Source organism: Gemmiger sp. (genome assembly GCF_057431175.1).
In genome coordinates this window covers 1-7,202 of sequence record NZ_DBMDDV010000045.1, presented here as the reverse complement: position 1 = coordinate 7,202, position 7,202 = coordinate 1, and the positions used below count along the sequence as shown (strand labels likewise).

Below are 7,202 nucleotides of genomic sequence, written 5' to 3'. Positions count from 1 at the left end.
AGTATTATCTGCGCTTTTGGCTTAGCAGCTGCCGCACCTCGCTCGCCGTATCGGCACTTAGAATTATGCGGTATTGCCTTAAAATCTCCCACGCGTCAATTCGTCGAGATTCTGCGCAAAGCAGGGCAGCATATGCTCGATGAAGTATTCGGCCTCGGGGCAGTGCATTTCGTGCAGGGCGGCCAGCTGCTGGGCCTCGGCGGCCTCAAACTCGTGGCTGCCGCTCTGGCGCTCCTCCATGCACTTGATGAGCGCCGAAAGCCGGTCCGCTGCTTTTACAATTTTGCGCTCGGCATCGTTCAGCAGACTGCCGGTCAGCCAGGCCTGCGTTTCGGCCTGCAATTCGGCGGGCTGCAAGCTCGCCATGACCCGTGCCCCCTCGTGTTCCACGGCCTTGTAGGCGGTGCGAAGCGCGTCGTTTTTGTACTTGACCGGGGTGGGCAGATCGCCGGTTAAAATCTCCGGTGCATCGTGGTAAAGCGCCGCCGTGGCGACGACCTCGGGCCGCAGGGATTTTCCCGTGGCCGTGCATTTTTGGCCAATCAGGCAGAGGGTGTGCGCCAGCAGCGCCGTGTCGGCGGTGTGCTCGCTCAGGGATTCGGCCCGGGTGCTTCGCATCAGGCTCCAGCGGGTGATGTATTTCATGCGGCTGAGCAGCGCACTGAACGGATAGGTTTTCATCTTCACTTGACCTCCGGTTTGTGGTATAATGGGGCGTATCCTCAGTATACCACACCTTGCCCCAAAATGGGGCCCCATAAACGGTACTATCAATATGGAATCCGTAAATTTTAAACAAAAATCCAATTACTGGCGGGTGTTCGTGCTCTGCTTTGCCACGGCGGTGCTGCTGTTTCTGCCCCACTGCATCATAGATGCCGTCGCGGGTGGCGGGTACTTCCACTACGCGGGCGACTTCAACGACCAGCAGATCAACTTTTACCAGTATGCCAACGCCTTTATTAAGCAGGGCGGCACCTTCAGCTGGGCTACCGATTTAGGCAGCGGGTTTGTCAACTCCTACTCGTTCTACCTGCTGGGCAGTCCGTTCTTCTGGCTTTCGATGCTCGTGCCCGCCAAGTTCATGCCCTGGGCCATGGTGCCGCTGCTCTGCCTGAAAATGGCGCTGGCCGGGGGCGGGGCTTACCTGTGGGCACGCCGCTGGGTGCAGGACGAAAGATGGTCCATGCTGGCGGGCTGTCTGTACGCATTCTCCGGGTTCAGCATCTACAACATCTTTTTCAATCACTTTTTGGACGTTGTGGCGCTGTTTCCCTATATGCTGGCGTCGCTGGACGACGCGGTGCTGGACGGCAAAAAAGGCCGCTTTCCGTTCTGGGTGGCGCTGAACCTTGTCAACAACTACTTCTTTTTTGCCGGGCAGGCCGTGTTCCTCATCCTCTATTTCTTCTGCATGGCGGCAGGGCGGCGGTATAAAATCGGTCCGCGCAAGTTTGCAAGCCTTGCGTGGGAAACGGTCCTGGGCTGCGCCTGCGGGTGCGTGCTGCTGCTTCCGGCGGGGCTGTCGCTTTTGCAAAATCCGCGCACCATCGACCCGTTTACCGGGTATGGATACTTGTTCTACGGCAAATCCCAGCAGTACGGTGCCATTTTTTACAGCCCCTTTTTGATGCCGGATGCGCCCTATTTCAAGGATATGTTCCAGGAAGGCATCCTCAAACACACGAGCCTGACCGCCTACCTGCCGCTGGTGGGTGCGGCGGGCGGGTTGGCGTTCTGCCGGGCGCGGGGGCGGCACCCGTTTACCTACATTCTGAAAGTGTGCATCGTCTGCGCGTTCGTGCCGGTGCTGAACAGTGCGTTCTACGCCCTCAATTCCAGCTACTATGCCCGCTGGTATTATATGCCGATTCTGGTTTTGTGCGGTGCGACGTGCTATCTGCTTGCCCGCCCCGGCCTGGCGGAGCGGCACCTGCCCCGGGCGTTCGCGCTGACGACCTTTATCACGCTGACGGCGGCGGTGTTCGCCATCCTGCCCAACGAGGATGACGACGGCAACACGGTCTACGGCGTATTGGATCAGCCTGCGCGGTTCTGGGCCATCTTCGGCATGACGGTGGCAGGCATCGTGGTTTTTGCGTTGCTGTGGCATTTCTGCCGCCAAAAGCGCCGCTGGGGCAGTATTCTGATGGCGGCGACGCTGGGGTTCAGCCTGCTGTACGGTACGCTGCACCTCTCGCTGACCAAGTACGCCCAGTGGGACACCGATAGCAATTTGATCGCAGAGACGTATGATTCTGTGGATGAGATTGCCGCCGCCCTGCCGGACGACGCGTTTTATCGCATCGATGCCTATGGGGCGCACAACAATCTGGGGCTGTGGTTCGATAGGAGTTGTCTGCAATTTTTCAACTCCACCGTCGCGCCCAGCATCATGGAATTTTACCCAGAGGTCGGCGTCAAGCGGGACGTGAACTCCAAGCCCGACGCCGAGAACTACGCACTGCGCGGGCTGCTCAGCGTGCGGTACACGCTGGTAGCCAAGGACAAGGAGGCTGAGTGGACTGACAAGGCTCTGCCCGGCTGGCGGCGCACCGGCGAGACGACGGCCTACGCCATTTACGAGAACGAAAACTGGGTGCCGATGGGCTTTGCATTCGACTACTACGTCACCGCCGACCAGCTCGACCGCGTGAACGAGGACGAGCGTGCGCAAATTTTGTGCCGCGCAGTTTTGCTGGATGACGACCAGATTTCGGCGTTCGGCGGTATTTTGCAGCCTCTGCCCGATGAGGAGCTGACCAACCGCAGTGAGGATGCCTACGCTGCCGACTGCGTCGCCCGGCGGGATGCAGGTGTGGCAGAATTTGCCGCGACCCGCACCGGTTTTACGGCCAGGACGAACTATGCCGCGGACGAGCTGGTGTTTTTCAGTGTGCCGTATGACGACGGCTTTACCGCCACAGTCAACGGCGAACCCGCCACCATTGAAAAGGTGGACGACGGCCTGATGGCCGTGTGCGTGCCCGCAGGGGAGAACGAGATAGAATTTACCTACCATACGCCGGGGCTGAAGGTGTCGGCCACCGTGAGCGCCGTTGCTATCGTGGTGTATGGCGTGTATTTGGGAATTTTGAGGAAGAAAAAGAGAGGAAACAAACCATATGCCAAACCATGCTGAACAGTTAGCCCAGGAATTGAACCTGAATGTCAAAAATGTCCAGGGGGCTATTGAATTGATCGACCAGGGGAACACCATCCCCTTTATCGCCCGCTACCGCAAGGAGGCCACCGGCTCGATGGACGATCAGGTACTGCGCGATCTGGGCGACCGTCTGGAATATCTGCGCGGCCTCGATAAGCGCAAGGAGGAAGTCACCTCCTCCATCACCGAGCAGGGGGCCATGACGCCCGAATTGACCGCCGCGCTGACCAAGGCCAAGACCTTGGCCGAGGTCGAGGACATCTACCGCCCCTATAAACCCAAGCGCAAGACCCGCGCCAGCATCGCCAAGGCCCGGGGCTTGCAGCCGTTGGCCGATGCGATTCTGAAACAGGACGCTGCGTTTGACCCCGAGAAAGCCGCCGCTGCGTACCTTAACGACGAGATCCCCGACGCAGCCGCCGCGCTGGCCGGGGCGCAGGATATCATCGCTGAGGCTGTCTCCGATGATGCTGCCTGCCGCGCCGAACTGCGCCGCTACTACCGTGCGTTCGGCCGCATCGCCAGCGCCAAGGCCAAGGACGAGGACAGCGTCTACGCCCAGTATTACGACTTCGCAGAGCCGCTGAACAAGATACCCGGTCACCGCGTGCTGGCACTGGATCGCGGCGAGCGCGAGGGCTTCCTGAAAGTCACTATCCAGGTCGATGCCGACCGTGCGGCAGGTATCGTCAGCTGGATGTACGCCCGCAAAAAGACCGGCGGCAAGAGCGCGGAACTCGTGGACGCTGCCGCCCGCGACGCATACAGCCGCCTCATCCACCCCAGCCTGGAGAACGAACTGCGGAGCGAGCTGTCCGATGCCGCCGCCGAGGGTGCTATCAAGGTCTTTGGCGATAACCTGCGCCAGCTGCTTTTACAGCCGCCCATCCGCGGCAAGACGGTTATGGGCCTGGACCCCGGCTACCGCATGGGCTGCAAGGTCGCCGTCGTGGATCCCACCGGCAAGGTGCTGGACACGAACGTCGTCTACCCGGTGCCTGAGTTCAAGCGCGTGGATCAGGCGAAAAAAATTATCAAAGCGATGGTTTTGAAGAACGGCGTCGAGGTCATGGCCATCGGCAACGGCACGGCCGGCCACGAGACAGAGGAATTCGCCGCCCAGGTCATCCGTGAGCTGGCCGACGAAAAGAACCTGCATTTGCAGTATATGGTCGTCAGCGAGGCCGGCGCGTCGGTCTACTCCGCCAGCAAACTGGCCGCCGAGGAATTCCCCCAGTACGACGTCAACCTGCGCAGCGCCGTGTCCATTGCCCGCCGTTTGCAGGATCCGCTGGCCGAGTTGGTCAAAATTGACCCCAAGGCCGTCGGCGTGGGCCAGTACCAGCACGATATGCCCCAGAAGCGGCTGAACGAGACGCTGGACGGCGTGGTCGAGGACTGCGTGAACAGTGTCGGCGTCGACCTGAACACTGCCTCTGCGCCGCTGCTGCGCCGCGTGGCGGGCGTCAGCGCGGCCACGGCCAAGAATATCGTTGCCTGGCGCGAGGAGGAGGGCGCGTTCACCTCCCGTGCGCAGCTGAAAAAGGTCAAGGGCCTCGGCCCCAAGGCGTATGAGCAGTGCGCGGGCTTCTTGCGGCTGCCCGAGGCGAAGAACCGCCTGGACGCGACCGCCGTCCACCCCGAGAGCTACGCCGCCGCCAAGGCCCTGCTGGATGCCTGCGGCTACACCGCCGCAGAAATCGGCACCGACAAGCTGGCGGGCCTGCCCGGCGCTGTCAAGGTCAAGGGGGCCAAGACCCTGTGTGAGACGCTGGGGGTGGGAGAGCCGACGTTGAACGATATCGTTGCCGAGCTGTGTAAGCCGGGCCGCGACGTGCGCGACAGCCTGCCCAAGCCGCTGCTGCGCAGTGACGTCATGGGGCTGGACGACCTCAAACCCGGCATGGAGCTGACCGGCACCGTGCGCAACGTCATTGATTTCGGCGCATTCGTAGACCTGGGTGTCCACCAGGACGGGCTGGTCCATGTTTCCCAGATCAGCGATAAATTCATCAAGCACCCGCGGGAAGTGCTGAAGGTCGGCGATATCGTGCGGGTCAAGGTGCTCAGTGTCGATACCGGCAAAAAGCGCATTGCCCTGACAATGAAGGGCGTACCCCAGCAAAACTGATACAAAAGCGACAGGAACATATACAAATGTTGCACGCGAATTTACATGGTGTTTGATTTTTAACAAGGAATGTTGTACAACTAAAGCAGAAATCAACAAAAACGTTCAGAAAACGTAAAAATTCGCCTGTAAAAACATAATATATGTGAGTAAATGCACAGGTCACAGCCCAAAAGCTGTCATTCTTACCAAAAGCCAAAAATGAAGGATTTTCTCTTTTGTGCAGGAAATGGAAAAAATCACCTTTGTGCATTATGAACAAACACAAGGCACATAATTGTGCTATAATGCACAACGTAGGGAGCAGATAGAGCATGGTGGCTCACCTCCCTGCCGCAGGCCGTGCGCCCGGTTCCATCCTGGATACCGGTGCTGAAGACGCGGCAGAATGCGTGGGAAAAATCGGAGGTTCTTTATTATGGTGAAACAAGTCAAGGTTTCCAATTTTACTGAGGTCAAGGGAATCGTGTCTGCTGCCGCCAAGTGTTATAACGATGTCGGCGTGCATGACATGAAGGGCAGCATTGCCGATGCAAAGAGCATCCTGGGCATGATGAGCCTGGATTACAGCAATCCCGTCAAGATCGTCTGCGAGGATGAGCATGACCTGAACCGCGTTGTCAGCGCGCTCAAGCAGTAAAATCAAACCGACCGCCCTGTGGTGTATGCCGCAGGGCGGTTTTTTATTTGCAGATAAAGATATTGCTGAGGCGTAGGGGCCGCCTATGTGCAGCCCGCGGCTTTCCCGCAAGATGTCGTCTGCCTTGCATGCCCGGCCCCTACGGCCCTGCGTAAATTTTTATAAAAATAGAGTTTGTGAAAACGCGAGAAAACAAGAGAATTTACGAGAATTAAAGAGCTATCAAAGAATAAATTAAAATTCTTTCCAAAAACCGTTGACTATGGCCCCGCTTTCTGCTATAATCACACTTGCGCGAAAAAGCGCCCTGTGCGGCGCTGTTAAATACCGTTATAAGACGGACGTGTTAATTTCTCAATGGAGGTTCCTACTATGAGCACGACTCTCGCTAAGCCCGCTGAAATGGCTGACCGCAAGTGGTATGTGATCGACGCCGCCGGCAAGCCCCTCGGCCGCGTTGCTGCCAAGGCTGCTGTCATCCTGCGCGGCAAGAACAAGACCACTTTCACCCCCAACGTTGACTGCGGTGACCACGTCATCATCATCAACTGCGACGAGGCTGTCCTGACCGGCAAGAAGCTGGAGAAGAAGTTCCATCGCACTCATTCCGGCTGGATCGGCGGCCTGAAGGAGACCCAGTACAAGACCCTGATGGCTGAGAACAGCGACAAGGCCATGACCTACGCTGTCAAGGGCATGATCCCCTCTAACACCATCGGCGCCAAGGCTATGACCCGCCTGCACTGCTACAAGGCTGCTGACCATGCCCATGCTGCTCAGAAGCCCGAAGCTGTTGAGATTTGAGTGAGGAGGCAATAGAAGATGTACGAAACCAAACCTTATTTCTACGGCACTGGCCGTCGTAAGCATTCCGTTGCCCGCGTTCGCGTTTACAACGGCACCGGCAAAATGACCATCAATGGCCGTGACATCAACGACTACTTTGGTCTGGAGACCCTGAAGCTGCTGGCCAACAGCCCCCTGGTTCTGACTGAGAACGAGGGCAAGTTCGACGTCGTCGTCAACGTCGTCGGCGGTGGCTGCGCCGGTCAGGCTGGCGCTATCCGCCACGGCCTGTCCCGCGCCCTGCTGCAGTTCAACCCCGAGCTGCGCGCTACCCTGAAGAAGGCTGGCTTCCTGACCCGCGATCCTCGTATGAAGGAACGTAAGAAATACGGTTTAAAGGCAGCTCGTCGTGCTCCACAGTTCAGCAAGAGATAATCTGCTGTTCAGACCTTATCAAAATGGTTCAAAAACCCCGGAAA

The 7,202-nt window shown here is 58.3% G+C and carries 6 protein-coding genes; 5 read left to right on the top strand and 1 reads right to left on the bottom strand.

Annotated features, from left to right (window positions below):
* Positions 1-78 precede the first annotated feature (78 nt).
* The gene (yfbR, locus tag ACZO0A_RS12020; protein ID WP_215692552.1) at positions 79-681 is read right to left on the bottom strand and encodes a 5'-deoxynucleotidase; all 603 of its coding nucleotides are present in this window, start codon (positions 679-681) and stop codon (positions 79-81) included.
* Positions 682-775: 94 nt separating this feature from the next.
* Between yfbR and ACZO0A_RS12015 the strand changes: the two genes are divergently transcribed.
* From ACZO0A_RS12015 to rpsI, 5 genes are all read left to right on the top strand, one after another.
* Positions 776-3,142, top strand: a complete 2,367-nt coding sequence (locus ACZO0A_RS12015; protein WP_291213188.1) for a YfhO family protein — start codon at positions 776-778, stop codon at positions 3,140-3,142.
* Positions 3,126-5,297 (top strand): Tex family protein, encoded by a 2,172-nt coding sequence (locus tag ACZO0A_RS12010; RefSeq protein ID WP_486846388.1) that lies wholly within the window; start codon positions 3,126-3,128, stop codon positions 5,295-5,297. The genes ACZO0A_RS12015 and ACZO0A_RS12010 overlap by 17 nt, the downstream gene beginning before the upstream one ends.
* A 418-nt stretch (positions 5,298-5,715) precedes the next feature.
* Positions 5,716-5,937, top strand: a complete 222-nt coding sequence (locus ACZO0A_RS12005) for an HPr family phosphocarrier protein (protein ID WP_215692549.1) — start codon at positions 5,716-5,718, stop codon at positions 5,935-5,937.
* 372 nt (positions 5,938-6,309) lie between these two features.
* The gene (gene rplM, locus ACZO0A_RS12000) at positions 6,310-6,741 is read left to right on the top strand and encodes a 50S ribosomal protein L13 (RefSeq protein WP_078783446.1); all 432 of its coding nucleotides are present in this window, start codon (positions 6,310-6,312) and stop codon (positions 6,739-6,741) included.
* Positions 6,742-6,759: 18 nt separating this feature from the next.
* The gene (gene rpsI, locus ACZO0A_RS11995) at positions 6,760-7,158 is read left to right on the top strand and encodes a 30S ribosomal protein S9 (protein ID WP_215692548.1); all 399 of its coding nucleotides are present in this window, start codon (positions 6,760-6,762) and stop codon (positions 7,156-7,158) included.
* Positions 7,159-7,202 lie beyond the last annotated feature (44 nt).

Coding starts and splice junctions, on each gene's coding strand:
- yfbR (WP_215692552.1), bottom strand. CDS start 681: ATGAAAACCTATCCGTTCAGTGCGCTGCTCAGCCGCATGAAATACATC.
- rplM (WP_078783446.1), top strand. CDS start 6,310: ATGAGCACGACTCTCGCTAAGCCCGCTGAAATGGCTGACCGCAAGTGG.
- ACZO0A_RS12010 (WP_486846388.1), top strand. CDS start 3,126: ATGCCAAACCATGCTGAACAGTTAGCCCAGGAATTGAACCTGAATGTC.
- ACZO0A_RS12005 (WP_215692549.1), top strand. CDS start 5,716: ATGGTGAAACAAGTCAAGGTTTCCAATTTTACTGAGGTCAAGGGAATC.
- ACZO0A_RS12015 (WP_291213188.1), top strand. CDS start 776: ATGGAATCCGTAAATTTTAAACAAAAATCCAATTACTGGCGGGTGTTC.
- rpsI (WP_215692548.1), top strand. CDS start 6,760: ATGTACGAAACCAAACCTTATTTCTACGGCACTGGCCGTCGTAAGCAT.